22 protein-coding genes, 1 CRISPR repeat array and 1 riboswitch are annotated in these 25,930 nt (G+C 70.6%); of the genes, 5 read left to right on the top strand and 17 right to left on the bottom strand.

The features are described 5' to 3' along the window. Nucleotides 1-87 precede the first annotated feature (87 nt). Nucleotides 88-1,116 (top strand): radical SAM protein, encoded by a 1,029-nt coding sequence (locus NFT33_RS02395; RefSeq protein ID WP_251672881.1) that lies wholly within the window; start codon nt 88-90, stop codon nt 1,114-1,116. A 22-nt stretch (nt 1,117-1,138) separates the two neighbouring features. Here NFT33_RS02395 and NFT33_RS02390 read toward each other — a convergent pair whose 3' ends face one another. Genes NFT33_RS02390 through NFT33_RS02380 form a run of 3 tightly spaced genes read right to left on the bottom strand, consistent with a single transcriptional unit; the run spans nt 1,139 to nt 6,978 of the window. Beyond that, complete coding sequence (locus NFT33_RS02390) at nt 1,139-2,533, bottom strand: efflux transporter outer membrane subunit (RefSeq protein WP_251672878.1); 1,395 nt, start codon at nt 2,531-2,533, stop codon at nt 1,139-1,141. 20 nt (nt 2,534-2,553) lie between these two features. Then, nucleotides 2,554-5,730, bottom strand: a complete 3,177-nt coding sequence (locus NFT33_RS02385; RefSeq protein ID WP_251672876.1) for an efflux RND transporter permease subunit — start codon at nt 5,728-5,730, stop codon at nt 2,554-2,556. A gap of 21 nt (nt 5,731-5,751) precedes the next feature. Continuing rightward, nucleotides 5,752-6,978 carry an efflux RND transporter periplasmic adaptor subunit gene (locus NFT33_RS02380; RefSeq protein ID WP_376744116.1) on the bottom strand — a complete coding sequence of 409 codons (1,227 nt, stop codon included), beginning with the start codon at nt 6,976-6,978 and terminating at the stop codon, nt 5,752-5,754. 135 nt (nt 6,979-7,113) lie between these two features. Here NFT33_RS02380 and NFT33_RS02370 point away from each other — a divergent pair, with 135 nt between their 5' ends. After that, nucleotides 7,114-7,752 carry a TetR family transcriptional regulator gene (locus NFT33_RS02370; RefSeq protein WP_309296099.1) on the top strand — a complete coding sequence of 213 codons (639 nt, stop codon included), beginning with the start codon at nt 7,114-7,116 and terminating at the stop codon, nt 7,750-7,752. Here NFT33_RS02370 and NFT33_RS02365 read toward each other — a convergent pair. The 10 genes from NFT33_RS02365 to NFT33_RS02320 all read right to left on the bottom strand — a co-directional run bounded on the left by NFT33_RS02365 (nt 7,709) and on the right by NFT33_RS02320 (nt 17,823). Beyond that, nucleotides 7,709-9,073, bottom strand: coding sequence for a sigma-54-dependent transcriptional regulator (locus NFT33_RS02365; RefSeq protein ID WP_149503651.1), 1,365 nt, complete (start codon nt 9,071-9,073; stop codon nt 7,709-7,711). The genes NFT33_RS02370 and NFT33_RS02365 overlap by 44 nt on opposite strands. A gap of 4 nt (nt 9,074-9,077) precedes the next feature. Further along, nucleotides 9,078-11,084 (bottom strand): sensor histidine kinase, encoded by a 2,007-nt coding sequence (locus NFT33_RS02360; RefSeq protein WP_251672873.1) that lies wholly within the window; start codon nt 11,082-11,084, stop codon nt 9,078-9,080. 5 nt (nt 11,085-11,089) lie between these two features. Continuing rightward, nucleotides 11,090-11,824 carry an amino acid ABC transporter ATP-binding protein gene (locus NFT33_RS02355; protein WP_037483544.1) on the bottom strand — a complete coding sequence of 245 codons (735 nt, stop codon included), beginning with the start codon at nt 11,822-11,824 and terminating at the stop codon, nt 11,090-11,092. 23 nt (nt 11,825-11,847) lie between these two features. Beyond that, nucleotides 11,848-12,513 carry an amino acid ABC transporter permease gene (locus tag NFT33_RS02350; protein WP_149503652.1) on the bottom strand — a complete coding sequence of 222 codons (666 nt, stop codon included), beginning with the start codon at nt 12,511-12,513 and terminating at the stop codon, nt 11,848-11,850. 19 nt (nt 12,514-12,532) lie between these two features. Next, nucleotides 12,533-13,276 carry an amino acid ABC transporter permease gene (locus NFT33_RS02345; protein ID WP_251672870.1) on the bottom strand — a complete coding sequence of 248 codons (744 nt, stop codon included), beginning with the start codon at nt 13,274-13,276 and terminating at the stop codon, nt 12,533-12,535. 89 nt (nt 13,277-13,365) lie between these two features. After that, nucleotides 13,366-14,259 (bottom strand): amino acid ABC transporter substrate-binding protein, encoded by an 894-nt coding sequence (locus tag NFT33_RS02340; RefSeq protein WP_251672866.1) that lies wholly within the window; start codon nt 14,257-14,259, stop codon nt 13,366-13,368. A gap of 69 nt (nt 14,260-14,328) precedes the next feature. After that, nucleotides 14,329-15,219 (bottom strand): transporter substrate-binding domain-containing protein, encoded by an 891-nt coding sequence (locus NFT33_RS02335; RefSeq protein WP_376744115.1) that lies wholly within the window; start codon nt 15,217-15,219, stop codon nt 14,329-14,331. Nucleotides 15,220-15,505: 286 nt separating this feature from the next. Next, complete coding sequence (locus tag NFT33_RS02330; protein ID WP_251673042.1) at nt 15,506-16,075, bottom strand: TMEM165/GDT1 family protein; 570 nt, start codon at nt 16,073-16,075, stop codon at nt 15,506-15,508. 32 nt (nt 16,076-16,107) lie between these two features. After that, nucleotides 16,108-16,279: riboswitch (yybP-ykoY riboswitch) on the bottom strand. Between the two features lie 45 nt (nt 16,280-16,324). Further along, nucleotides 16,325-16,678, bottom strand: a complete 354-nt coding sequence (locus NFT33_RS02325) for a YegP family protein (protein WP_251672862.1) — start codon at nt 16,676-16,678, stop codon at nt 16,325-16,327. A gap of 83 nt (nt 16,679-16,761) precedes the next feature. Continuing rightward, nucleotides 16,762-17,823, bottom strand: coding sequence for a MerR family transcriptional regulator (locus tag NFT33_RS02320; protein WP_251672860.1), 1,062 nt, complete (start codon nt 17,821-17,823; stop codon nt 16,762-16,764). A 195-nt stretch (nt 17,824-18,018) separates the two neighbouring features. Here NFT33_RS02320 and NFT33_RS02315 point away from each other — a divergent pair, with 195 nt between their 5' ends. From NFT33_RS02315 to NFT33_RS02305, 3 genes are read left to right on the top strand one after another with little or no spacing between them, the layout of a single operon-like run. After that, on the top strand, nt 18,019-19,128 hold the full coding sequence (locus NFT33_RS02315; protein WP_251672858.1) for an NAD(P)/FAD-dependent oxidoreductase: 1,110 nt from the start codon (nt 18,019-18,021) through the stop codon (nt 19,126-19,128). Next, nucleotides 19,125-20,438, top strand: a complete 1,314-nt coding sequence (locus NFT33_RS02310) for an FAD-binding domain-containing protein (RefSeq protein ID WP_251672856.1) — start codon at nt 19,125-19,127, stop codon at nt 20,436-20,438. The genes NFT33_RS02315 and NFT33_RS02310 overlap by 4 nt, the downstream gene beginning before the upstream one ends. Further along, nucleotides 20,359-21,126, top strand: a complete 768-nt coding sequence (locus tag NFT33_RS02305) for an SDR family NAD(P)-dependent oxidoreductase (protein WP_251672854.1) — start codon at nt 20,359-20,361, stop codon at nt 21,124-21,126. The genes NFT33_RS02310 and NFT33_RS02305 overlap by 80 nt, the downstream gene beginning before the upstream one ends. A gap of 63 nt (nt 21,127-21,189) precedes the next feature. Then, nucleotides 21,190-23,174: a CRISPR direct-repeat array (repeat unit 29 nt; unit sequence CGGTTCATCCCCACGCCCGTGGGGAACGC). An 81-nt stretch (nt 23,175-23,255) separates the two neighbouring features. Here NFT33_RS02305 and cas2e read toward each other — a convergent pair. From cas2e to cas5e, 4 genes are read right to left on the bottom strand one after another with little or no spacing between them, the layout of a single operon-like run. Beyond that, entirely contained in the window at nt 23,256-23,543 is a 288-nt protein-coding gene (gene cas2e, locus NFT33_RS02300) for a type I-E CRISPR-associated endoribonuclease Cas2e (protein WP_220784421.1), read from the bottom strand. After that, nucleotides 23,524-24,450 carry a type I-E CRISPR-associated endonuclease Cas1e gene (gene cas1e / locus NFT33_RS02295; protein WP_220784420.1) on the bottom strand — a complete coding sequence of 309 codons (927 nt, stop codon included), beginning with the start codon at nt 24,448-24,450 and terminating at the stop codon, nt 23,524-23,526. Before cas1e ends, cas2e begins: the two co-directional genes overlap by 20 nt. Beyond that, a complete protein-coding gene (gene cas6e / locus NFT33_RS02290; protein WP_251672852.1) occupies nt 24,447-25,154 on the bottom strand; it encodes a type I-E CRISPR-associated protein Cas6/Cse3/CasE in 708 nt (235 codons plus the stop codon). The genes cas1e and cas6e overlap by 4 nt, the downstream gene beginning before the upstream one ends. A 5-nt stretch (nt 25,155-25,159) precedes the next feature. Then, nucleotides 25,160-25,927: a type I-E CRISPR-associated protein Cas5/CasD gene (gene cas5e / locus NFT33_RS02285; protein ID WP_251672850.1), complete on the bottom strand. Its 768-nt coding sequence runs from the start codon at nt 25,925-25,927 to the stop codon at nt 25,160-25,162. Between the last annotated feature and the right edge of the window lie 3 nt (nt 25,928-25,930).

The following is a 25,930-nucleotide window of genomic DNA, read 5'->3' as shown; positions in this document are numbered from 1 at the left end:
TTTCAAGAGGCGAAGCGGCGCGAGGCCCTGCGGCCCGGATTGATCCATCGCAAGGGCGGTCACGGGCGCATGGCAGACTTGCGGCTCATGCAATCCGACCTTCCTGCCCGCCTGGAGCGGCTGCGGCGGCAGACAGAGCGCGAGGGCTGGGATCCCCCGGAGAATGCGCCCGGCGCACCGCCGCCTCCGGTGACGATCGACGAGCCCTGCCGCAGCCTGCTGCGCGCCAACGACTCGCCCGATGTCGACATGCCGCTGTCGATCAACCCCTACCGGGGCTGCGCGCATGCCTGCCTTTTCTGCGAGGCGCGCCCGGACGGGACCGAGGCCCGCCTCTTCGCCAAGACCCATGCCGCCGAGCGGCTGCGCGAGGAGCTGCGCCGTCCCGGCTACCGGCCACGACCGATCAATCTCGGCGCGGCCACCGATGTCTACCAGCCGGCAGAGCATCGGCTGGGCATCACCCGCGCGCTGCTGGAAGTGCTCGAGGAGGCGCACCATCCGCTGGCCATCGTCACCCGCTCGGCCGGCATCGTGCGCGATCTGGACCTGCTGGCGGCGATGGCCGCACGCGGCCAGCTGCTGGTGCTGATCAGCCTGATGACGCTGGACGTGGCGCTGGCGCGCCAGCTCGAGCCGCAGGCCTGCGCGCCGGCGCAGCGCCTGGCGGCGATCCGGGCGCTGGCACGGGCGGGCGTGCCGGTCGGGGTGAACCTGTCGCCGCTGGTGCCGCTGCTGAACGAGCCGGAGATCGAGCCGATCATCGCCGCGGCCGCGCGGGCCGGCGCGCGCACCGCGCACGGCACGGCGCTGCGGCTGTCCGACACCACCGCGCCGCGCCTGAGGCGCTGGCTGCAGGACCACCGGCCCGAGCTGGCCGCGCAGGTGCTGGTGCAGGTTCAGGTCGACGACAGCCCGGACATGACGGCCGACCCCGGCACCGCGGCAGCCGCGGCCGACCGGATGCGCCACCGCCTCGAGGCCGCCGCCGCACTGCACGGCCTGGCCCTGACACCGCCCGCGCTGGACCTGGGCGGCTTCCGCCCCCCGCGTGCACCGCTGCCCCGGCATGCCGCGCACTTCGAGCACCGCACCGGGCAGGGCCGGCTGTTCTGATCGGACCCGGTCGAGGAACGGCTCACCCGCCCAGCACCTTCCACAGCGCCACCCGGTTGAGCTGCTCGCCCAGGCGGACCTGCACCAGGGCCTGCTCGGCCGACAGCAGGCTGCGCTGGGCGTCGAGGCGCTCGAGCTCGCTGGCGGCGCCGTTCTGGTAGCGCAGGTCGGTCAGGCGGGCGGTCTCGCGGGTCGCGTCGAGCTGGGTCTGCTGGGCGGCGAGCTGGTCGCGCCAGGTGTCCAGGCCGGCCAGCGCGTCGGCGGTGTCGCGGAAGGCGGACTGCACCGCCTTCTCGTACTGGGCGACCGCGATGTCGCGGGCGATCTTCGCGCCCTCCAGATTGGCCTTGTTGCGACCGGCGTCGAAGACGGTCGCCAGCAGCTGCGAACTCATCGTCCAGGCGAACTGGCCGGCGCTGAACAGGTCCGACAGCGAGGTCGAGGCCTGACCGGCGCTGGCGGTCAGCGTCAGGCGCGGGAAGAAGGCCGCGCGGGCCACGCCGATGTTGGCGCTGGCCGCCACCAGCTGCTGCTCGGCCTCGATCACGTCCGGGCGCTGCAGCAGCACCTGCGAGGACAGCCCCACCGGCACCGCCGCGAGCGTGTCGCCCGCCATCGCCGAGGTCGAGGCGGTCGGCAGCAGCTCGGCCGGCACCGGGCCGCCGGCCAGCAGCGTCAGCGCGTTCAGGTCCTGGTCGCGCTGACGCTGCAGCTGCGCGCGGGCCGCGCGGGCCTGCTCCAGCAGCAGGCGTGCCGACTGCAGCTCCAGCGAGGAGGCCGCGCCCTTGTCGAAACGCAGCTGCGCCAGCTTCATCGAGGCCTCGCGGCTCTCGACCAGCCGACGGGTGCTGGCCAGCAGATCGGTGTCGGCCGCCAGCGTCAGCCAGCTCGAGGCCACACCCGCCACCAGCGCCAGCTCGGCGCTGCGCCGGCCGGCTTCGCTGGCCAGCACCTGGGCCTGCGCCGCCTCGCCCAGATTGGCCAGACGACCGAACAGGTCGATCTCCCAGCCGCTGACCTGCAGGCCGGCGGTGTAGCTGCGCGCCGTGCCGCCGCCGCTGGGCGTGGCCGACTGGGTCAGGCCGGCACCGACGGTGGGGAGCCGATCGGCGCGGGTCACGCCCAGCTGCGCCTGCGCACGCTGCACGTTCAGCACCGCCAGGCGCAGATCGCGGTTGCGCTCCAGCGACAGCTTCACCAGCTGCTGCAGCGGCGCGGAACGCAGGAAATCCGGCCAGGCGGTGGAAGCGGCGGCGGCCGGGGCCGAGGCGGCCAGCGAGGCCGGCAGCGGCAGCTCGGCCGGCACCGGCGCGGCCGGGCGCTCATGGCGCGGCGCCAGGCTGGTGCAGCCGGCCAGCACCAGGGAGGCCACCAGCGTCGAGCCCATGGAGAGGAAGCGCGGCTTCGTGGAGATCATGTGGGGGATCATGTCGACGGTCACTTCTTGTCGTCCTTCAGCAGAGCGGCCAGTTCGGCATCGGCGACCGTGCTGAACTGCCCCGGCGCATGCGGCACCTCATGACCGCCCGGGAACAGGCGGCGAATGACGACGAAGAACACCGGCACCAGGAACACCGCCAGCACGGTCGCCGTGATCATGCCACCCATCACGCCGGTGCCGATCGCGCGCTGGCTGGCCGAGCCGGCGCCGGTCGAGACCGCCAGCGGCAGCACGCCCAGGATGAACGCGAACGAGGTCATGATGATCGGGCGGAAACGCAGGTGGCAGGCGGTGAGCGTCGCCTCCAGCAGGCCCGTGCCCTCGGCCATCAGGTCCTTGGCGAACTCGATGATCAGGATGGCGTTCTTCGCCGACAGGCCGATGATGGTGATCAGGCCGACCTTGAAGTAGACATCGTTGGGCATGTCGCGCATCCACACCCCGGCCAGCGAGCCCAGGATGCCGAGCGGCACCACCAGCAGCACCGCCACCGGGATCGACCAGCTCTCGTAGAGCGCGGCCAGGCACAGGAACACCGCCAGCATCGAGAACGCCAGCAGGATGGTCGCCTGCGAGCCCGAGAGCTTTTCCTCACGCGACTGGCCGGTCCACTCGAAGCCGAAGCCGGCGGGCAGCTGCGCGGCCAGACGCTCCATCTCGGCCATGCCCTCGCCGGTCGAGCGGCCCGGGGCCACGTCGCCGGAGATCTTCATCGCCGGATAGCCGTTGTAGCGCACCGTCTGCACCGGGCCGGTCACCCAGCGGGTGCTGGCGAAGGCCGAGAACGGCACCTGCTGGCCCTTCGTGTTGGTCACGTTGAGCTTGAGCAGATCCTCGGGCGCCATGCGCGCCGGCGCGTCGGCCTGCACGATCACCCGCTGCAGGCGACCGGCGTTGGGAAAGTCGTTGACATAGGTCGAGCCGAAGGCGGTGGCCAGCACCGAGGCGATGCTGTCGTAGCTCACGCCCAGCGCGGCCGCCTTCTCGCGGTCGATGTCGAGCTTGACCTGCGGCGCGTCCTCCAGGCCGTCGGGGCGCACGCCCGCCAGGACCGGACTCTGCGCGGCCATGCCCAGCAGCTGGTTGCGTGCGGCCAGCAGCGCCTCATGGCCCTGGCCGGCGCGGTCCTGCAGCCGGAAGCTGAAGCCGGTGGCATTGCCCAGCTCCGGAATCGGCGGCGGCGACAGCGGGAAGACGAAGGCGTCGCGGATCTGCATCATCGCGCCGAAGGCCCGGCCGGCCAGCGCCTGAGCGCTGTGCTCGGGGCCCTGGCGCTCGCTCCAGTCCTTCAGCGGCACGAAGGCCAGCGCGGCGTTCTGGCCCGAGCCGGAGAAGCTGAAGCCCGTCACGCCGACGACCTGGTCGACCTCGGGCTGCTTCAGGAAGAAGCCCTCGACCTGCTGCAGCACCGCCTCGGTGCGGCTGACGGTGGCGCCCGGCGGCAGCTGCACATTGACGATCAGATAGCCCTGGTCCTCGTTGGGCAGGAAGGAGGTCGGCAGCCGGGTGTAGAGCCAGCCCACCGCCGCCAGCACCGCGACATAGATGACCATCCAGCGCCCGGCCTTGCGGATGATGCGCGCCACCAGTCCTTCATAGCCGTGCGTGGTGCGGCTGAACACCCGGTTGAAGGCGCCGAAGAAGCCCTTCTTCTCGTGGTGGCCGCCCTCGATCGGCTTGAGCAGCGTGGCGCACAGCGCCGGGGTGAGCGTCAGCGCCATCAGCGCCGAGAACAGCATCGAGGCCACCATCGACAGCGAGAACTGCCGGTAGATGTTGCCCACCGAGCCGCTGAAGAAGGCCATCGGCACGAACACCGCCACCAGCACCACGGTGATGCCGATGATGGCGCCGGTGATCTGGCCCATCGCCTTGCGGGTGGCCTCGGCCGGGCTCAGGCCCTCCTCGGCCATGATGCGCTCGACGTTCTCGACCACCACGATCGCGTCGTCGACCAGGATGCCGATCGCCAGCACCATGCCGAACAGCGTCAGCACATTGATCGAGAAGCCGGCCGCCAGCATCACGCCGAAAGTGCCCATCAGCGCCACCGGCACCACGATGGTCGGGATGATGGTGTAGCGCCAGTTCTGCAGGAACAGGAACATGACCAGGAAGACCAGCGCGATGGCCTCGAGCAGCGTGTGGATCACCTGCTCGATCGAGATCGAGACGAACTTCGAGCTGTCGTAGGGCACCTCGTAGCTCACGCCCTCGGGCATGAACTTCTGCAGCTCGGCCATGCGCGCGCGCACCGCCTTGGCGGTGGCCAGCGCGTTGCCGCTGGGCGCGAGCTGGATGCCGATGCCGGTGGCGGTCACCCCGTTCAGGCGCGAGGTGGTGGCATAGGCCTGGCCGCCCAGCTCGATGCGCGCGACATCCTTCAGCCGCACGCTCGAGCCGTCGGCATTGGCGCGCAGCAGGATGCGGCCGAACTCCTCCACCGAGGTGAACTGGCCCGAGACGCTGACGGTGGCGTAGAAGCTCTGCGCGGCCGGATTGGGCGTTCCGCCCACCGTGCCCGCCGAGACCTGCACGTTCTGGGTGCGGATCGCATTGACGACCTCGGCGGTGCCCAGGCCGTAGCCGACCAGCCGGGCCGGATCGATCCAGACCCGCATCGCGCGCTCGGTGCCGAAGAGCTGGGCCTGGCCGACGCCGGGCACCCGCAGCAGCTCGGGCTGGATGTTGCGCGCGGCATAGTCGCCCAGCGCCACCGGGTCATAGGCCGGGTTCTTCGAGCTGAGCATGACGAACAGCAGGAAGTTCGAGCGGGCCTTGTCGACCCGCACGCCCTGCTGCGTCACCGCCGAGGGCAGGCGCGGCGTGGCGCGGCTCAGGCGGTTCTGCACCTCGATCTGCGCGATCGACACATCGGTGCCCGGCTCGAAGGTCACGGTGATCGAGCCCGCGCCGCTGGCGTCGGCGCTCGACTCCATGTAGATCAGGCCGGGCGCACCGTTGAGCTCCTGCTCGATGACCGCCAGCACGCTGTCCTCGAGCACCTGCGCCGAGGCGCCCGGATAGGCGGTCGAGATGATGATGGACGGCGGCGCCACCGTCGGGTACTGCGCCACCGGCAGCTTGGTGACCGCCGCGCCGCCCAGCACCAGGATGAACAGCGCGATCACCCAGGCGAAGATCGGCCGGTCGATGAAGAATCGGGAAGACATCGTGTCGTCTCTCCTGGGCGATCAGCGGCTGGCCGCCGAGGCGGCGGGGGCCGCGGCGGCGACCGGCGGCGTCCACGGCACCGGCGTGACCGGCGTCGGCGTGCGCGGGTTCATCTTCTGGAAGCCGTCGACGATGACGCGCTCGCCCTCCTTCAGGCCGTCGAGCACCACCCAGCTGGCACCGCGGCTGCCGCCGATCTTCACCGGACGACGTGCAGGCAGATTGCCCTCGCCGACCACCATCACGGTGTCGCCGGCGCTGCCGCGGGTCACCGCCTGCTGCGGCAGCAGCATCGCGCGTGGCGCCTCGGCCTGCGCGGTGCGCACCCGCACGAACAGACCCGGCAGCAGGGTGCCCTTGGGGTTGGGCACCTCGGCGCGCAGCGTCACCTGGCCGGAGGTGGCATCGACCGACAGGTCGGAGAACAGCAGCCGGCCGGGCTGCGGATGTTCGCTGCCGTCGTCGAGCACCAGGCGCACCTCGGCGCCGCGCCCGCCCCCCTGGCCGAGCTGGCCGGCCTCGACCGCGCGGCGCAGCCGCAGCACCTCGGCGGCGGACTGGGTGAAGTTGACATACATCGGGTCGGTCTGCTGGATCAGCGCCAGCTGCGTGACCTCGCCCTGCCCGACCAGCGCGCCCTCGGTGACCAGCGCACGGCCGATGGTGCCGGAGATCGGCGCCCGGACCTGGGCGTAGTCGACATTGAGCCGCGCGGTGGTGACCGCCGCCTTGGCGGTGGCGACATCGGCCTGCGCCTGCTTCAGCGCGGTCTGCGTCGCCACCCATTCGGTCTGGCTGATCGCCTTGGCCGCGGCCAGCGGCTCGTTGCGCGCCAGATTGGCCTGGGCCTGGGCCAGATTGGCCTCGGCGCGGGTCTGCGCGGCCTGCGCGCTGTCGAGCGCCGCGCGATAGGGCGCGTCATCGATCTGGAACAGGGCCTGACCGGCCCTGACCTCGCTGCCCTCGGTGAACAGGCGCTTGCCGACCACGCCGGCCACCCGCGCGCGCACCTGTGCGGTGCGCCAGGCCTCCAGCCGGCCCGACAGCTCAGTGTCGATCGCCACCGGCTCGGCCTTGACCGTCAGCACGCCGACGGCCGGCGGCGGCGGGGCGGCACCGCCACCCGCGGCGGCCGGCTTGTCGCCGCTGCCACCGCCACAGGCCGTCAGCACGGCCGCCAGCACCGCCACGCTCAGCGTCGCGGTCATGCGCGCACCGCCGACCAAGCGGCGCGCGCGGCAATTCATCTCGGGGAAAGCGTTCATCGCAGGCTGTCCAGGCAATTTGGGTCTTGAGAACGATCAGGATGGCGCCATCATACATACAATCATAAATGTATGTTCGCGAGACGTACCATCGCGCCCCTGCAAGGAGACTGGACCGTGGCAAGGAAGACAAAGGAAGAGGCCGCCGAGACCCGCGAGCGGCTGCTCGACACCGCCGAGGAGGTGTTCCTGCGCGAGGGCGTGACACGCACCTCGCTGCAGCGCATCGCCGAGGCGGCCGGGCTGACCCGCGGCGCCATCTACTGGCACTTCCAGGACAAGGTCGACCTGTTCAACGCGATGATGGAGCGGGTCTGCCTGCCCTGCGAGGAGGCCTGCATGCTCGACACCCAGGCGGATGCGGCGCAGGCGCTGCGCGAGTTCGCGCGCCAGCCGCTCGAGCGCATGATGGAGGACGAGCGCACCCGGCGGGTCTTCACCATCGCGATCCACCGCACCGAGTACAGCGAGGAGATGCGCGCCGCCTTCGAGCGCCACCTGGAGGCGATGGAAGCCTTCCGCACCCAGGCCGAGTCGATCGTGCGCCGCGGTCAGGCCGAGGGCGACTTCGAGGCCCGGCTCGACAGCCGCGCCGCCTCGGTGGCGATGATCGCGCTGATCGACGGCCTGCTGTCGCGGGCCACCTCGGCGCCGACCGGCCCGGACGAACTGCACGACGCCTTCGCGGCGATCGACCTGTTCGTGGCTGGGCTCACTCCCCGGCCTGAAGCCGGTGCTTGCGGATCTTGTCGTTGAGCGTGGTCTTGGGCACGCGCAGCGCCTTGGCGGTGCGGGCGATGTTGCCCTGCTGGCGGCGCAGCTCGGCGGCGATCAGGCTGCGCTCGTAGCTGTCGACCGAGTCGGCCAGCGACAGGCCCTCCTCGCCCGCGCCCTCGCCGGGCTCGGACGCCTCGACCGGCGGCGGGCCGAGCAGATCGTCCTTGCGCACGCCCAGCACCAGGCAGTCGGCCGCATTGCGCAGCTCGCGCACGTTGCCCGGCCAGTGGTGCGCCATCAGCCGGTGCATCTGCTCGGTGGTGACATTCGGCGGCGGGCGGTTGAAGCGGCTGGCCGCCAGCACCATGAAATGGTCGAGCAGCACCGGAATGTCCTCGCGGCGCTCGCGCAGCGGCGGCAGCTCGATGGTGACCACGTTCAGCCGGTAGTACAGGTCGGAGCGGAAGCTGCCGGCCTGCGCGCGCGCGATCAGGTCATCCTTGGTCGCGGCCACCACCCGCACATCCACCCGCAGCGGCTGGTTCGAGCCCAGGCGCTCGATCTCGCGCTCCTGCAGCACCCGCAGCAGCTTGATCTGCATCGGCAGCGGCATGGATTCCAGCTCGTCGAGAAAGAGCGTGCCGCGGTCGGCATGCTCGATCTTGCCGATGCGGCGCTTCTGCGCGCCGGTGAAGGCGCCCTGCTCGTGGCCGAAGAGCTCGCTGTCGAGCAGGCTGTCGGGCACGCCGCCGCAGTTCAGCGCCACATAGGGCCCGGCGCGGCGGCCGGAGAAGTCGTGCAGCGCACGCGCCACCACCTCCTTGCCGGTGCCGGTCTCGCCGTGGATCAGGATGTCGACCGGCGAGCCGGCGACCTCCGAGATCAGCCGGCGCACCCGCTGGATCTGCGGCGAACGCCCGACCAGCTTGCCCTCCAGCCCGTCGCGGCCGGCCAGCGCCGCGCGCAGCGTGGCCACCTCCAGCGTGAGGCTGCGCTTCTCGATGGCGCGGCGCACCACCTCGACCAGCAGCTCCGGCGAGAAGGGCTTGGGGATGAAGTCGTAGGCGCCGCTGCGCATCGCCTCGACCGCCAGCGTCACGTCGCCGTGGCCGGTGATCATGATGACCGGCAGGTCCGCGTCCAGCCCGTGGCAGTGGCGCACCAGCGACAGGCCGTCGGCGCCGGGCAGGCGCATGTCGGTGACGATCACGCCGGCAAAGCCCGGCGTGATCAGGCCCATCGCCTGCTCGGCCGAATCGACCGCCTCGACCGACAGGCCGGCGAGCTGCAGCGCCTGGACGCAGCCGAGCTGCATGTGGAAGTCGTCCTCGACGACAAGAACGGAGAGTTCGCGGGTCATGGGGTCAGGAAATGGAAGGCGAGACCGTGTCGGGGTCGGACGCCGCCTCGGCCGGGGGCAGCGGCAGCCGCAGCGTGAAGCATGCACCACCTTCCGGGTGGTTGCTCGCCTCGAGCTCGCCGTGGAACTCGCGCACGATGTCGCGCGAGATCGCCAGGCCCAGCCCCAGGCCGACGCCCGCCTCCTTGGTGGTGAAGAAGGGCTCGAACAGCCGGGCACGCACCGACTCCGGCACGCCGGGTCCGCTGTCGACCACATCCAGGCGCAGCGGCGGCTCGCCGTCCCGGGCCGCGGCATCCGGCCCGGCCGAGATGCGCAGGCGTCGCACCGGGCTGTCCTTCATCGCGTCGGCGGCGTTGCCGATCAGGTTGATCAGCACCTGCTCGAGCCGGTTCGGATCGCACCAGGCGACCACCTCGCCGGGCACGCACAGATTGCGCACCTCCACGCCCTCGCGGCGCAGGCGCTGGTCGTAGAGGAAGAGCGCATTGGCCACCGCATGGGCCACATCGGTGGCCGCCGGCACCGCGGCCGACTTGCGCGCGAAGCCCTTGAGCGGCTGGATGATCTGACCCATCTGGTCGGCCAGCCGGGTGATGATGCCCAGGTTGCCCGACACCGCCTTCTGGTCGCCGCGGCGCTGGAACTCGACCGCATTGCCCGCCAGCGTGCGGATCGCGCCCAGCGGCTGCGCCAGCTCATGCGTGATGCCGGTGGCGAGCTGGCCCAGCGCGGCCATCTTCCCGGCGTGAACCAGCTCGTCGTGGGCCTCGCGCAGCGTGCGCTCGGCCTGCTCGCGCTCGGCGATCTCGCGGCGCAGCCGGGCATTGGTCTCGGTCAGCGCCCGGGTGCGGCGGGCGACCTTGTGCTCGAGCTCGGCATTGGCGCGCTCGAGCAGCTGCTTGGCCTCGAGCTTCTCGCGCATGCTGCGCCGGCGCTGGTTCAGGAACAGCGTCAGCAGCAGCACGAAGCCGACCGCCACCGCCGACAGCATGCTGTGCAGCACCGCCTGGTTGCGCACCACCCGCAGGTCCGGGAAGATCATCAGCCGCCAGTCCATGCCGTCGAGCGCCCGTCCGAGCACCAGCACGCGGGTGCGCACCGGGCGCTGACCGTCCTCGGGCGGCAGCAGGCCCGGCGGCAGCACATCGTCGACTTCCCTGCTGGCCTCGATGCCCGCACTGCCCTCGCTGTCCTCGTCGCCGTCGCCGCTCTCGGCATCGGCCAGGCGCAGCGGCACCGGGAAGCGCGGCAGCGGCTGCTCGTCGTAGAGCCGGGTGATCTGCATCTCGACGCGCTGCTCCAGCGTCGGATCGCTCAGCGTGGTGTAGCGCCACTCCGGACGCGACGACAGGATGACCACCCGGTTGGTGTCGGCCAGCAGCGCCGGCGCGCCGAGCATCTCCCACATCTGCTCGATCGGCTCGAGGCTGATCTTGATGGTGGCCACGCCCAGCACCCGCGCGCCGTCGCGGATCGGATGCGAGACGAAATAGCCCGGCTGGTGGGTGCGCGCACCGATGGCGAAATGCCGCCCGACCTGGCCCGACAGCGCCTCCTGGAAATAGGGGCGGAAGGAGAGATCCTCGCCGAGCTGGCTGTCGTCGCCGGCCTGGTCGCTGCTGGTGGCCACCACGATGCCGCGCTCGTCGAGCACGAACACCGCCAGGCTGCCCAGGTGCGCATTGAGCCGGCGCAGATAGCTGTTGGCCGCGCTGACCCGCAGCGCATGATGCGGCTCGAGCAGCAGCGCCTGGACCTCGCGGTTGAGCTGGATGGTGGCCGGAATGTGCTCGAGCCGGCGGATCGCGCCCTGCGCGGCCGAGGCGAACAGGTCCAGCCGGTGGTCGGCGTCGTCGCGCAGCAGCGCCAGGCCGTGGCGCTCGCTCAGCACGAAGCCGCTCCAGCCGGCCGTCAGCACCGTCAGCAGCGCCAGCAGCACGCCGGCGAGCTGACGCACCGCCGGCCACAGCGGACGGCGCGGCCCGAACAGCCGGGACGGAACGGACACAGGCCTCAGTGGCCGAGAATCTTCGACAGGAACTCCTTGGCGCGCGGCGAGCGGGCGTCCGGATTGCCGAAGAACTCGTCCTTGCGGCAGTCCTCGATGATCTGGCCCTTGTCCATGAAGATCACCCGGTGGCTGACCTTGCGCGCGAAGCCCATCTCGTGGGTCACGCACATCATGGTCATGCCCTCGTTGGCCAGCTGCACCATCACGTCGAGCACCTCGCCGACCATTTCCGGGTCGAGCGCCGAGGTCGGCTCGTCGAACAGCATCACGATCGGGTCCATCGACAGCGCGCGCGCGATCGCCACGCGCTGCTGCTGGCCGCCGGAGAGCTGGCCCGGGAACTTGTCCTTGTGCGCCATCAGCCCGACGCGGTCGAGCATCTTCAGGCCGCGCTTGACCGCATCGTCCTTGGAGCGGCCCAGCACCTTGATCTGCGCCAGCGTCAGGTTCTCGGTCACCGACAGGTGCGGGAACAGCTCGAAGTGCTGGAACACCATGCCCACGCGCGAGCGCAGCTTGGGCAGGTCGGTCTTCGGGTCGGCGATCGAGATGCCGTCGACGACGATGTCACCCTTCTGGAAGGGCTCGAGCGCATTGACGGTCTTGATCAGCGTGGACTTCCCCGAGCCCGAGGGGCCGCAGACGACGACCACCTCGCCCTTCTGGATCGAGGTGGTGCAGTCGGTCAGCACCTGGAAGCTGCCGTACCACTTGGAGACGTTCTTGATGTCGATCACGATGGGAGTCCTCGATCAGGAATTCAGCGAATGATGGCGATCTTCTTCTGCAGGTGCTTGACCAGCATCGACAGCGAGAAGCAGATGACGAAATAGATCAGGGCCGCGACGATGTAGGTCTCGACCGGGCGGTTGAAGTTCTTGCCGGCGATCTCGAAGCCCTTGAGCATGTCGTAGGCGCCGATGGCGTAGACCAGCGAGGTGTCCTGGAACAGGATGATGGTCTGCGTCAGCAGCACCGGGATCATGTTGCGGAAGGCCTGCGGCAGCACGACCAGCTGCATCGTCTGGCGGTAGCTCATGCCCATCGCGTAGCCCGCGAAGACCTGGCCGCGCGGCACCGACTGGATGCCCGCGCGCATGATCTCCGAATAGTAGGCCGCCTCGAACAGCGTGAAGGTGATCAGCGCCGAGACCTCCGCGCCCATCGGCCGGCCGATCATCAGCGGGATCAGCAGGAAGAACCACAGGATCACCATCACCAGCGGGATCGAGCGCATGGTGTTGACATAGGCCGCGGCCGGCCCGGCCAGCCAGGGCTTGCCGGAGAGCCGCATCAGCGCCAGCAGCGTGCCCAGCACGATGCCGCCGACCATCGCCACCAGCGTGAGCTGCAGCGAGAACAGGAAGCCCTTGGTGACGTAGGTGGCGATGACCTCGCCGCTCAGGAAGGAAAAGTCGAGTTGCATGGGAAGCCTTTGCTGCCGCTCACTTGCCGGCGCCGATCGTGCCGGGAATGCGCAGGCGCTGCTCGATCAGCCGGGCCACCTGGTAGACCAGGATCGAGGTGATGAAGTAGAGCGCCGTCACCGCCAGATAGATCTCGATGCCGCGCGAGGTCTCCTCCTGCGCCTGGCGGGCGAACATCGTCAGCTCCGCCACCGAGACCGAGAAGGCCACCGACGAGTTCTTGACGATGCCCATGCTCTCGCTGGTCAGCGGCGGAATGACGATGCGCAGCGCCGAGGGCAGCAGCACATGGCGGTAGGTCTGCGGCAGCGTCAGGCCCAGCGCCTGGCCGGCCATGCGCTGGCCGCGCGGCAGGCTCTGGATGCCGGCCTTGACCTGCTCGGACACCCGCGCCGAGGTGAAGAATCCCAGGCCCAGCACCACCAGCAGGAAGCTGGGAATCTGCTTGAGCGCCGGCACCAGCTCGGGCACGACGAAGTACCAGAGAAAGACCTGCACCAGCACCGGAATGTTGCGGAACAGCTCCGTCCAGGCATCGCCCAGCAGCACCAGCCAGCGGTTGGGCGTGGTGCGCAGGATGCCCATCAGGCAGCCGAACAGCATCGCCACCGCCAGCGCCAGCAGCGAGACCGATGCCGTCCAGCCCCAGGCCGAGAGCATCCAGTCGAGATAGGTGATGTCACCGCCTGCGCCAAAGCAGCTCGGGCGGGCCTCGCCGTCGATCGTGTCCCTGCAGAAGACCTGCCAGTCCCAGTCAGCCAATTGATTCTCCTCGTCGTCCAAGGCGGACGGGCCGCATGTCGCGGCCCGTCCGCTGTGGATGACCCTGCGGGTCATCCGATGCCTTCATCTCACTTCTTCGCGTACTCTTCGGCCGGCTTGTCGTTGGGGTTGGCCCAGGCCGCCTTGGTCGCCTCCGACAGCGGCAGACCCACCGGGGTGTTGGACGGCGGGATCGGCTGCATGAACCACTTGTCATAGAGCTTGGCCAGGTCGCCGCTCTTGATCATGCCCTTGATGCTGTCGTCGACCGCGGTCTTGAACGCCGGGTCGTCCTTGCGCAGCATGCAGGCGATCGGCTCGACATTGAGCACCTCGCCGACGATGCGGAAGTCCTTCGGATTCTTGGCCTTGGCGATGTTGCCCGCCAGGATCTGGCCGTCCATCACGAAGGCGTCGGCGCGGCCCGACTCCAGCAGCAGGAAGCTGTCGGCATGGTCCTTGCCGAAGACTTCCTCGAAGTTCACGCCGTTGGCGCGCTCATGCTTGCGCAGCAGCTGCACCGAGGTCGTGCCGGTGGTGGTGGCGACCTTCTTGCCGTTGAGCTGCGAGATCGAGGTGATGCCCGAGTTCGCCTTGACCGCGATGCGCACTTCCTCGACATAGGTCGTCACCGCGAACGACACCTGCTTCTGGCGGGCGGCGTTGTTGGTGGTGGAGCCGCACTCGAGGTCGACCGTGCCGTTCTCGATCAGCGGAATGCGGTTCTGCGAGGTCACCGGCTGGAACTTGACCGTCAGCGACGACAGGCCCAGCTTCTTGCGCAGGTCGCCGGAGATGCGCTCGGCCATCTCGGTGTGGAAGCCGACATACTTGCCGTCACCCAGCGTGAAGCCGAGCGCACCGGAGGACTCGCGCACGCCCAGCGTGATCGTGCCGCTCGACTTGATCTTGTCGAGGGTGCCCGAGGCCTGCACGACACCGGCGGCCAGCAGCGCCGCGACGAGAACGAAGGATTTCTTCATGGCTCTTCCTTGTGGGAGGGGTGGAATGGGTGGGTGAATGGGCAAGGGGTTGGAGGTGGGGCCGCGGCCTCAGCCCAGGGGCCGGTCGTTCGGGCTGCGCTGCAGCTGCAGCATCGCCGGCGAAGGTGGCCAGTTCAGGTTCAGGCCCCAAGGCGGTATCGGCTCCTGGAACCAGCGCTGATAGGTGCGCATCGCCTCGCCGGACTGCATCAGGCGCACCAGCGCACGGTCGACCGCCGCCTTGAACTCGGGGTCGCCCCGGCGCATCATGCAGGCGTAGGCCTCCTGGGACATCGGGGTTCCCACGACCTCCCAGTCGCCCGGGCGCACCGCGCGGGCCCGCGCGCCATACAGCAGCGCGTCATCCATCATGAAGGCCTCGGCGCGGCCGGACTCCAGCGCCAGGAAGGCCTCCTCATGGTCGCGCACGGTCACGATGCGCACCTCGAGCCGGCGCCGTTCGACATGCGTGCGCAAGAGGCGCTCGGACGTGGTGCCGGCCGTCACCACGGCGGAGCGTCCGGCCAGATCGGAGAAGTCGCGGATCGGCGAGCCGCGCCGCACCAGCAGCCGGGTGCCGGCGATGAAGAAGGTGGTCGAGAAGGCGACCTGACGCGCCCGGTCCGCGGTGTGGGTGGTGGAGCCGCACTCCAGGTCGACCGTGCCGTTGCGCACCAGCGGAATGCGGTTCTGGGTGGTCAGCGGCACCAGGCGCAGCGTCAGCGCCGGCAGCTTCAGCTCGGTCTTCAGGCTGTCGACCACCCGCAGCATCAGCTCATGCGAATAGCCGACCACCCGCTTGCGGCCGTCGTAGTACGAGAACGGCACCGAGGACTCGCGGTGCCCGAGGCTGATCGTGCCGGTCTCGACGATGCGGCGCAGGGTTTCCGACTCCGGCAGCGACTGCTCCGGCGCCGGGCGCGGCTGGGCCAGCGCCAGCATCGGCGCCAGCGCCAGCATCGGCGCCAGCGCCAGCAGCAGGGCCGCACCCACGCGCACCCGGGCCGTCAGGCGGCCGGGGCTCGAAAGGTCGGGGGTCTTCGCGTCGTTCATTGCACCAGAACAGAGCATGACTCGTGCCAGCCCGTGACGAGGCCGCCGTCGCCCCAGCCTGCCGACGAAAAGCAGGGCCGACCGGGACCGAGCGACGCGTGCCGGGTCCGGCAATCCGTCACGGCCACCGGCCAGGCAATCGGATTTCCGGCCCGGCGCGCGAATGCAGCGTCAGCCTGCAGCGCCAGAGCAGTCAGAGCATCCGGCCGACATTGAACAGCGTCATCACGCCCAGCACCGCGAAGATGGCCGCTGAAATGCCGTGCACCAGCCGCATCGGCAGCCGGGTCGCGGCCTTCTCGCCGATCAGCACCGCCGGCACATTGGCCAGCATCATGCCCAGCGTGGTGCCGCAGACCACCTGGACCAGCTCGGTGTAGCGCGCCGCCAGCGCGACCGTGGCGATCTGGGTCTTGTCGCCCATCTCGGCCAGGAAGAAGGCGACCACCGTGGTGCCGAAGACCCCGAATCGACCCGCCTCGGCCTCGGCCTCGTCGATCTCGTCGGGCACCAGCATCCAGCCGGCCATCGCCAGGAAGGACAGGCCGATGACCCAGCGCAGCACATCCGGCCCGAGCAGCCGGGCCACCGTGTCGCCGACCAGTCCGGCCAGCGCATGGTTGAGCAGGGTCGCGGCCAGGATGCCGAGAATGATCGGCACCGGGCGGCGGAAGCGCGCCGCCAGCAGCAGCGCCAGCAGTTGCGTCTTGTCGCCGATCTCGCCCAGGGCGACGATGCCGGTCGAGACGAGGAAGGGTTCCAGGGCGAGGGCCATGTGATTGTTCTCCGGGGCCGGTGGTGCAGGATCAGCGATGACCATGCAGCACCACCGGCCCGTCCGGAGGCTGCATGGTCATCGGTCTTGCCAGGCCCGGAGGGGGCTGCCCGCGCCATGTCCGTGAGGGACAAGCATGTTGACGCGAGGCACCGGACAGGGTCCGGTCAGCTACTCCCCGATGACGGGAAGGCCGCGATTGTGCCTGCGCAGGCGCCCTTGCGGCGAGTGCCGGGCTCAGCTCGCGCTCAGATCCTTCAGCTCGGCCTCGGGTGCGTTGCGCGCAACCGACAGGATGCCGTTCTCCATGCCGGCCGCCGACGAGTACATCTCGCTCTGGCCGATGATCTGGCCGTTGCCGGCCTTCAGCACGAAATACGGCTCGCCGGCCTTGGACTCGCGCCGGTCGAAGCGCTCGGGCAAGGCCGCATTGGTGCGCACCGACTCGATGCCGCCGAGCGCCGCCGCATGGCTGGCGTAGCTCTGGCTGCTCAGGATGACCTGGTGATTGCCGGCCTTCAGCACGAAGCGGAAGCTGCCGGTGCCGGACGGGTGAAGCTCGAAGCGACCTGCTGTCATCGCGATGTCCATCACGGAAGTGGAGGGTTCGCACAGCCTAACGGGTGGTCGCCGCCCTGGTCCCCGGGCGAACCCGGGTCCGATCAGGGTGTTCATCACGCCTTCATCAGGCTGTCATCGACATCGAGCTGCCAGCCCTCCTCGGCGGCGATGCGGCGCAGCGCCTGCTCGAAGCGCTGGCGTGCCAGCGCCGCGGTGCGGCCCAGCTCGTCATGCAGGCGCCGGTCGGCCGGGGTGTCGACCGCGCAGCGGGCGCTGTAGTCCTCGAAGTCGCCCAGCAGCTGGATCAGCTCGGCAAGATGGCGCGGACATTCGCACAGCACCCGGCTGGTCAGGCGGGCGGCACGCGCCAGCGCCTCGGGCGACAGCGCCGGCTGCGCGGCCACCGGCGGGTCGGCCGGCTCCTGAGGCCAGCGGGTCTCGGCGCCGGCCAGCTCGAGCAGCGTGGCGCGCAGCAGCCGGGCCATCTCGGCGCGCCCGAGCGGGCCGCGCCAGACCGACACGCCCGCCTCGCGCAGGCGCTGCACCAGCCGGTCCGAGCCGAAGCCGTAGACCACCACCAGCTCGCGCGCGATCTGCTCGCGCTGCAGGGCCAGCAGCCGCTCGACCCCGTCCGGATGCAGCGTGTCGATCTCCAGGGCCAGCAGGTCATGATCGCCCCGGGACAGCGGCAGCGCCGACTGCGCCGCCCAGTCCAGCAGCCGGTGCTCGCCCGGCAGCGCGCCGAGCTGCACGGCCAGCACCGCCGGCAGGGTGCGCCCGCCGCCGCACACCACCAGCGCCCGCGCACGCGGCGCCGGCTCGCCGCGCGGCCGGGCCGACAGGCGCGAGGCGGCCGGCTCGGTCGCGGCCGGCGCCGTCTGCCCGTTCACCAGCAGCTCCTGCAGCGCCGGCTCGGCCAGCGGCGCCAGCGTGCCGATCGCATGGCCCTGCTCGACCAGCGACCGGATCATGCCCAGCCGGCGCACATCGGCCGAGGAATACAGCCGGTGGCCCGACACCGACTGCGGCGGCGCGACGATGCGGTAGCGCCGCTCCCATACCCGCAGGGTCGCCACCGCGATGCCGGTCATGCGGGCCACCGCCGCGGTGCGGAAGCGCGGCACCGCGTCATCGCCCCGGGACACCGGTTCGCCGTGAAAGAGGGCTGTGTTCATGTTGATCACCTTTCTGGTCTGGATCGCTTCCATCGTTTGTCTCTGATTTGTCCTCGTCTTGACCCGCATGACTTGGACAGACAAACCCAGGAATTCAGATGAACCGATTTTGCATCGCTTCAAAGCGGGTTCATGATACGCCCCATCGGCCGATCATGCAGTGCAGATCGGTCACGAAACCTCCGGAGCCCTTCGATGTCCTCTTCTTGTCTCACCTCCATCGGGACGCCGCGGATTGCGGTCATCGGCGCGGGCGTGTCCGGCGCGCTGTGCGCGCAGGCCCTGGCGCAGGCCGGCGCGCAGGTCGAGCTGTTCGACAAGGCGCGCGGCCCCGGCGGGCGCATGGCCACCCGGCGCCATGGCGAAGACGCGCAGGCGCTGCACTTCGACCATGGCGCCACCGGCTTCGAGAGCCACTCGCTGGCCCTGCAGCCCTGGATCCGGCGTGGCGCCCAGGCCGGCTGGCTGGCGCCGTGGCGGGCGCAGCGCCCGGACGGTGCGGACCCGGTGCGCTGGGTGGCGACGCCGGGCATGAACGAGATGGTGCGCCAGCTGGTCGGCACGCTGCCGCTGCAGCTCGGCCAGGCGGTGAGCGCGCTGCATGCGCAGCCGCAGCACACGACCGCACCGGAGAGCGCGCCGCGGCGCTGGCGCCTGCAGCTGGGCGAACAGCCGCTGCTGCCGCGCAGCCATGACGCGGTGGTGCTGGCGATGCCGCCGCAGCAGGCCGCGGTGCTGCTGGAAGCGCATCGGCCCGACTGGGCCGAGGCCGCCCGGCAGGTCGAGATGGAACCCTGCTGGACGCTGATGGCCGAGACGGACGATCCGCCCGCGTGGCCGGCCTCGCTGCTGCGCCCGGCGCATGGTCCGATCGCGCTGCTGCTGCGCGACGACCACAAGCCGGGACGGCGACTCCGCCCGGGGCGGGCCTGCTGGGTGGTGCAGGCCCGCCCGGAATGGTCGCAGGCGCACCGCGACGAGCGGCCCGAGCAGATCGTGGCGCGGCTGCTCGACGCGCTGCGCGCCGAGGTCAATCCCGGCGGCGACCTGCCGGTGCATGTCGCGATGGCGCATCGCTGGCTCTACAGCCGCCCTCGCCCGCTGCTGCGCGCCGGCCCGAGCTGCTGGTGGGATGCCGAGCTGGGCCTGGGCGTCTGCGGTGATTTCCTGGGCGGCGGCACGGTCGAGCTGGCGGCGCTGTCGGGCCTGGATCTGGCCGAGCGCATCGGCCGCGAACCGCCGCGCCCGCTGCTGCGCGAGCGGCCCGCCCCGGCCGACCTCCATCGCCAGGAACAGCCGGCATGACCAGCCCCGACCCCAGCCGGCCTGAGGCCCTGCGCCGCATCGCCGCGATCGATGCCGAAGCCTATGCCCGCACCCGCAACGCGCTGGACGGCGCGGTGACCGGCCTGTCGCCGTGGATCACGCACGGCATCGTCACGCCCGCCGAGGTGCTGGCCGGCGCGATCGCCGCCCACGCGGCGGCCGGGCGCCGCACGCCGATCGGCCTGCAGCACCGGCTGGTGATGGAGCTGGGCTGGCGCGAGTATTTCCGCCATGTCTGGCACCACCGCGGCGACGCGATCCTGCGCTCGCTGCATGAGGGCGTGCTGCCGGGTGCCGCCTATGCCGATGCGGTGCCCGACGATGTGCGCCAGGCGCGCACCGGCGTGCCGGTGATCGACCGCGCGGTGCGCGAGCTGCACGCCCGCGGCCATCTGCACAACCATGCGCGGCTGTGGCTGGCCAGCTATCTGGTGCATCTGCGCAAGGTGCACTGGCGCGCCGGCGCCGACTGGCTGTGGCCGCGACTGCTCGACGGCGATCTGGCCAGCAACCACCTGAGCTGGCAATGGGTGGCCGCCACCGGCAGCCGCAAGCCCTATCTCTTCAACGCCGAGAACATCGCCCGCCATGCGCCGCCCGAGTGGCACAGCCCGGGCAGCGTGCTCGACACCGACTACGACAGCCTGGAGCGCATCGCGCGCAGCCCGACACCGGTGCGCACCCGGCCCCGGCCGGATGCCGAGGGCCTTCCCGAGCCGGCGCTGCAGGCCGAGCCGCCGGACGGCATCCCCACCCGCATCGGCGCCGAACTGCACGAGCAGGTGCGCGGCCGCGAGGTCTGGCTGGCGCACCCGTGGGCGCTGGGCGATCCGCCCGCCGACCTGCCGGCCGGCACGGTGGTGATCGGCCTGCTGGTGGCCGAGACGCACCGGGCGCGGCCCTGGAGCGCCGCGCGCTGGAACTTCGTGATGCCCCGGCTGCGCCAGCTCGCGCCGCACTGTGCGCTGGCGCCGCTGGCGCAGTGGCGCGCGCTGCTGCGCGACGCGCGCCGGGTGCATGCCCGCGACGACCCGCATCTGCGCCCGGCGCTGGAAGCGCTGGCGACCGATCTGCGCCCCGCGCCGCGGCTGTTCCCGCACATCGCGCGGCCCTGCGATTCCTTTTCCCAGTGGTGGACCCGGGTCGGGCGCGAACTCTCGCCGGCGGATCCCGTCTTTTCCCTTGTCTGTCCCGTTCCAGGAGACCCTGATGCCGACCTCGTCGCCTACCCCGTCCTCCCTCCCCCCCGTCGTGCTGGTGACCGGCGCGCGCGGTGGCATCGGCCGTGAGCTGTGCCGCCGGCTGAAGGCCGACGGCCTGCGGGTGGCCGCGGTCGGGCGCGATGCCGGCGCCCTGCAGCCGGTCGAGGCCGATCTGCGCATCGCTGCCGACACCACCACGCCCGAGGGCGCGCAGCTCGCGGTGGCCGCCTGCCAGGAGGCCTTCGGCCAGGCGCCGCAGCGGCTGGCGCACTGCGTCGGCAGCACGCTGATCGCGCCGCTGCACCGCACCCGCGCCGAGCAGTGGGCCGAGCTGCGCCGCGTCAACCTCGACAGCGCGGTCTTCATGCTCGGCGCCTGGATCGAGGCGCTGCGCGCGGCCGGCCAGCCCGGCGCGGCGGTGCTGTGCAGCTCGGTGGTGGCGCGCATCGGCGTGGCCAACCATGAGGCGATCGCCGCGGCCAAGGGCGGCGTCGAGGCCCTGGCGCGCAGCGCGGCGGCCACCTACGCGCCGGCCGGCCTGCGCATCAACGTGGTCGCGCCCGGCATGACCGAGACGCCGATGACCGCCCCGATGCTCAAGGTCGAAGCCATGCGCGAGGCCGCCGCGCGCCAGTACCCGCTCGGCGGCGTGCAGGGCGCCGACACCGTGGCCGCCACCACCGCCTGGCTGCTGAGCGACGAGGCCTCGCGGCTGACCGGCCAGGTGATCGCGGTGGATGGGGGGTTCAGCACGGTCAGGCCGCTGGTGAGGTGAAGCCTGCCACGGCCAGGCTATTGAACACGTCCCCGGTTCAGCAGGCGCACTTTCAAATGTGGCCTGTTCATCCCCACGGAGGTGGGGAACGCCTGGTCGGCGGGCAGCCGGCCACGTCGTGGACCGGTTCATCCCCACGCCCGTGGGGAACGCTTTGACATCGAGGACACAGCCATGCCCCAGGTCGGTTCATCCCCACGCCCGTGGGGAACGCCCGGCCGGGATCGACCCCGTGATCGGCGCGACCGGTTCATCCCCACGCCCGTGGGGAACGCGGACACCCGGCGGTTCTCGAGCGTGGCGACCTGCGGTTCATCCCCACGCCCGTGGGGAACGCTCTTCGATCGACTCGCGGGAGATGCCCAGCGTCGGTTCATCCCCACGCCCGTGGGGAACGCGGGAGACGGCAGCCCCTCCCACTCCTTCGAGTGCGGTTCATCCCCACGCCCGTGGGGAACGCCGCATGCGCGGCACGATGCAGGTGCCGGTGATCGGTTCATCCCCACGCCCGTGGGGAACGCACGGCACTCTGAACGACGCCGCACATCGGGCACGGTTCATCCCCACGCCCGTGGGGAACGCTCCAGCTCGGCCGGCACGATCTCGCCGCTGACCGGTTCATCCCCACGCCCGTGGGAACGCCGTCTCGGATCGACAGCGACCTGGACGCGGCCCGGTTCATCCCCACGCCCGTGGGGAACGCTCCGGCGGCGCCACGAAGTCGATGGTGACTCGCGGTTCATCCCCACGCCCGTGGGGAACGCCTCTACATCCTCGTTCGCGACGAGTGCGAACCCGGTTCATCCCCACGCCCGTGGGGAACGCGAGGGCTTGCGGCAGCAGATAGCGGGCGTCCTCCGGTTCATCCCCACGCCCGTGGGGAACGCTCCATATCGGCTGACTCGATCATGAAATCGTGCGGTTCATCCCCACGCCCGTGGGGAACGCTACTCGCCGATGGCCTGATGATCGGGCAGAACCGGTTCATCCCCACGCCCGTGGGGAACGCCGAAGCCGCCCGACTCAAACGGGATCATATGCCGGTTCATCCCCACGCCCGTGGGGAACGCCGGCTTCTGGGGGGTGTTCACAGCTCACCTCCCGGTTCATCCCCACGCCCGTGGGGAACGCCCCTCAAGCAGCAGGGCCGCCATCAGATGAGTCGGTTCATCCCCACGCCCGTGGGGAACGCCGAATGATGATCATCAGCGGCCGGCGCTGTTCCGGTTCATCCCCACGCCCGTGGGGAACGCGTCGCGGAATCTCGTCTAGCGTCATCGTCTGGCCGGTTCATCCCCACGCCCGTGGGGAACGCCTCCTCTACGTCCACGCCCAAGGCATCCGCTACGGTTCATCCCCACGCCCGTGGGGAACGCCCGGCTGGGATGCTGGTCGCCACCTTGCCATACGGTTCATCCCCACGCCCGTGGGGAACGCACCCGCATCCGCGCACTGCGCGACATCCCCCGCGGTTCATCCCCACGCCCGTGGGGAACGCACGTGCACCGTTCCCTCGGCCGCCTCGCGGACCGGTTCATCCCCACGCCCGTGGGGAACGCGCGCCTGACGTGGCGGAGCGCTGGGCGCCCGTCGGTTCATCCCCACGCCCGTGGGGAACGCTCGGTCGTGGTGTGCGACAGCACATAGACCCGCGGTTCATCCCCACGCCCGTGGGGAACGCTCGGCCGGCGCCAGGTTGCGCATGCTGGCCGACGGTTCATCCCCACGCCCGTGGGGAACGCTGAAACAGGCGAAACACCAGTAACATCAACGACGGTTCATCCCCACGCCCGTGGGGAACGCACCCTGATGGAAACCTCAGGCGACAGGGCCAGCGGTTCATCCCCACGCCCGTGGGGAACGCTGGACGCGGCCCTTGACGATGCTGAGGACGAACGGTTCATCCCCACGCCCGTGGGGAACGCCCGCCCGCCCGTGCTGCGCCCCGGCGCCCTCGACGGTTCATCCCCACGCCCGTGGGGAACGCCGGAGAACGTCAGGCTCGGTCAGGATGCGCATCGGTTCATCCCCACGCCCGTGGGGAACGCTCTAATCCTATCTCATTGATTCGGAAAGAGTTTTCAGCCTCTCAAAAATCTACCGAGGAAAGGCAGGTTCGAGTCGAGTTGTTAAAGAGCGGTGTCGGGATGGAAGCTCACCAGCTGCACGCCATCGAAGTCGGCGGGCATGCGACGGTTCGTTCCGAGGGTCTTGAACTCGAAGCCGGCTTCGGCGCTGCTGCGCCAGACCATCACCGCGTTGCCGTCCTCGATGCCTTCCTCGACCTGCGACCAGATCTGCTCGCGGACCCGCTTCGAGTAGTTGCCGACGTAGACGCCAGCGCGGACTTCGAGCAGCCAGACCGCCAGCCGCCCGCGCAGACGCGGCGGCGCGTTCTCAAGCACGATGACCAGCATCACCGAAACCTTCAGGATTGGGCAAGGCCGGGCCGACGGCATCCGCCGGTGCCTCGGGCCGGGGCACCTCGCCGGCGGCCAGGATCTCCTCGATGTCCGGAATGATCCGGTCCAGCAGCTTGGTCTGCCGGAAGATGTCGCGGCATCCCAGCCGTACCGCCCGCTCGGGATTGCCCTCAGGCTTGCTGGCCGCCACCCTGAACGCGATCGGCACGACCGTGTCGAACTTGTAGATGTCGGCCATGTCGTAGACGAAGGACAGCGGCTTGCCGGTGTGAATGAAACCGACGGCCGGCGCATAGCCGGCAGCCAGGACCGCCGCTTCCGTCACGCCATACAGACAGGCGGTCGCGGCGGACAGGCAGCGGTTGGGCAGATCCGCCGCATCCCAGTCCTCGGCGTCATAGTCGCGGCCGGTCCACGGCACGCCGTACTGCCGGGCCAGCAGCTGGTAGGTGCGGCGCACCCGGGCGCCCTCGATGCCGCGCAGCTGGTCCACGCTGCGCCGCGCCGGAGGCTCCTCGCCGAAGCGCACCGCATACATCTTGCGCACCACCTTCAGCCGCAGCGTCTCGTCCAGCGCCAGCCGGGCCTGGTAGAGCAGCCGGTCGGCCCGCGCACCGCCCGGCTGCCCCGACGAGTACAGCCGCACGCCCGCCTCGCCGACCCACACCAGCAAGGTGCCCACCCTCGCCGCCAAGGCGGCAGCCCGGTGCGACACCCGCGTGCCCGGCTCCAGCATGATGCAGGCCACGCCGCCCACAGGCACATGCGTGCGCACGCCCGACACATCGACCACGACGAACGCGCCATCGAGCACGTCGATCTCGCCACGCTCGATGAAGATGACCGACATCCGCTCCTTGATCGGAATCGGCCGGAGCGGCGGCAGCAGCGCACCACTCATGGTCCGGCCGGCGCAAGACGACGGACCAGCATCAGACCACAGCCGAATGCCTTCGCACTGCCGATCCCGGACATCAGTGCAACGCGAAATGCCTCGGGATCGACCACGGTCAGCTGCCCCGAGAAGTCCACGGTCGAGAAGCGCAGATTGCGGTCGGGCTGCTCATGGTGCTGGTCATAGCCCTCGACCCGCAGCGACGAAGCCTCGACGGCAAAGCCGCAGCGCAGCGCGCGCTGGTCCAGCCACGCGGAGCAGGCGTCATGCACCAGCTGGGCCGACGACGGCCGGCTCTCGTCCTCCTCAGGCCAGTCAGCCCAGCGCGCCAGCCCGCGGCCGTCCAGCAGCATGCGCTTGGCATTCATGACCACGTCATGCCGGCGGGACTTGCCGCCGTGGCCGTGCCGCACCGTGGGGTTGGCGCGCAGCTCGAACGTCAGCACATCGCCGCCATCGAGCTGGGGCGCATAGGGCCGGGTCACCGCGCGCCAGGCCCCGAGCTGCTCCAGCGGAGGCCGGGACGACAGCAGGTAATACCGCAGCCCGTCCGGCCCCTCGTGTCGGCGGAAGAGAAAGTCGCGCCGGGCCTGCGGATCGACAGGAAACCAGCGCCAGAGCCATTGATGGTCGGCATAGGGGCCGCCGAAGCGCTCGTGCAAGGCCTCGCGGTCCTGCCCGGCCGCCGGGGTGATGAGACTGAAGAACATCGGCGTCAGGTCTCCATGGCCACGGTGGACGGTGGTGGTGCGGAAGGCACCAGGGCAATGTGCTCGTTGCGATCACCGAACTGCCAGCCCCGACGCCGGATCAGCCGGTCCTTGCGCGACACGGTCAGGTCACGCGGCAGGCCGGCGACGACATGGTCATCGAAGGTGATCCGTCGGATGGGTGGCAGCGGCTCCAGCATCGTGGCCTTCTGGCGCGCGGCCTCGAAGCGCTCCACATACTGCTGAAAGGCGATCCAGGCCGATTCCGCCTCGATCACCTGCGGCCACAGCGGTGCGCCCGGCGCACAGGACTTGCGCCCCAGGTACAGCGTGAACTGCGGCGTTCTCAGCGCCTGCGCCAGGCCACCGAGAGCGTGCGGCGCCTCAGGGCGCGGCTGCAGGGCCACCAGGCTGGCCGCGTTCTGGCGATAGTCCCGCGTGGACAGGATGGTGCCGAGATCATGCCGGGGCACCTGAAGCTCCTGCCGCCGGGTGGCACGGGGACGGCCCTTGAGATGCGCCCGGGAAGGCACCTGGGCGGTGTGATAGTCGCGCAGCAGGCTGCCCGGCGACAGCAGCGCCACCGCGATGCCGTAGCCATCGCGCAGCGCGACATGCGCCGCCTCGTCACCCCGATCCAGACCCAGGGCCGCCCCCAGCAGACCGACCACGGCCGACTGCGTCGGGGCATCCCCGGTGCCGCGGAATTCGCCCACTGCCGGTTCACCCCAGGACGACAGGGGCGCCTGCAGCTGAAAGACCAGATGCTCCATGGC

Origin of the sequence: Sphaerotilus sp. FB-3, from assembly GCF_023706025.1 — a bacterium.
Taxonomy (GTDB): domain Bacteria; phylum Pseudomonadota; class Gammaproteobacteria; order Burkholderiales; family Burkholderiaceae_C; genus Sphaerotilus; species Sphaerotilus sulfidivorans.
The sequence above is the reverse complement of the archived record's forward strand: the minus strand, read 5'-3'. Positions and strand labels throughout refer to the sequence as shown.